We start from the raw sequence: 694 nt of genomic DNA, 5'->3' as shown, positions 1-694 counted from the left end.
GCCCGCCGCAGGTCGGTTAGGGCCGACAGCGTCTCCTCGTCGCTGGTGGCCGGGTCCCACCGGTGGACCTGGTAGAGATCGACGTGGTCGACGCCGAGCCGGCGCAGGCTGTTGTCCAGCTCGGTGACCAGCCAGCGGCGCGAGCTGCCCCGATGGTTGCGCTCGTCGCCCATGGGCATGGCCGCCTTGGTGGCCAGCACGATGTCGTCGCGGCGGCCGGCGATGGCCTTGCCGACCATCTCCTCGGACTGGCCGTCGCTGTACATGTCGGCGGTGTCGATGAGGTTGATCCCGGCGTCGAGCGCCGCGTCGACGATCGCGGTGGCCTCCTCCTGGGTGGTGCTGCCGATCTTCCCGAAGTTCATCGCGCCGAGCACGAGCGTGCTGACCTGCACACCGGTGCGGCCCAAGGTGCGGTACTGCATGATTTTTCCTCCCACGTGGCTTGGTCCGGCCCGCCGGCTCTGTCATGCTGAACAAGCGGAGCCGTGTTCCGTTAACCAATATACGGAACATGGTTCCGTTTGCCAAGTGGAGGTGGCGGCGCAGTGGCGGACAACGCCAGCGGATCGGGGCCGGCGGTCCCGCGGAAGCGCGCCGACGCCCGGCGCAACGAGCAGACCCTGCTGGACGCGGCGGCTGCGGCCTTCCTCGCGTCCGGCGTCGAGGTGCCCGTGCGCGACATCGCCGCGCG

1 protein-coding gene and 1 pseudogene are annotated in these 694 nt (G+C 69.7%); one reads left to right on the top strand and one right to left on the bottom strand.

Annotated elements, in window-relative coordinates:
* On the bottom strand, window positions 1-425 hold a 425-nt coding region (locus DMB66_RS59415; RefSeq protein WP_148112954.1), incomplete at its 3' end, for an aldo/keto reductase.
* 123 nt (window positions 426-548) lie between these two features.
* Here DMB66_RS59415 and DMB66_RS59410 point away from each other — a divergent pair.
* Window positions 549-694, top strand: a pseudogene (locus tag DMB66_RS59410) (TetR family transcriptional regulator); the annotation flags it as partial.

It is taken from the genome of Actinoplanes sp. ATCC 53533 (assembly GCF_003947245.1).
The sequence above is the reverse complement of the archived record's forward strand: the minus strand, read 5'-3'. Positions and strand labels throughout refer to the sequence as shown.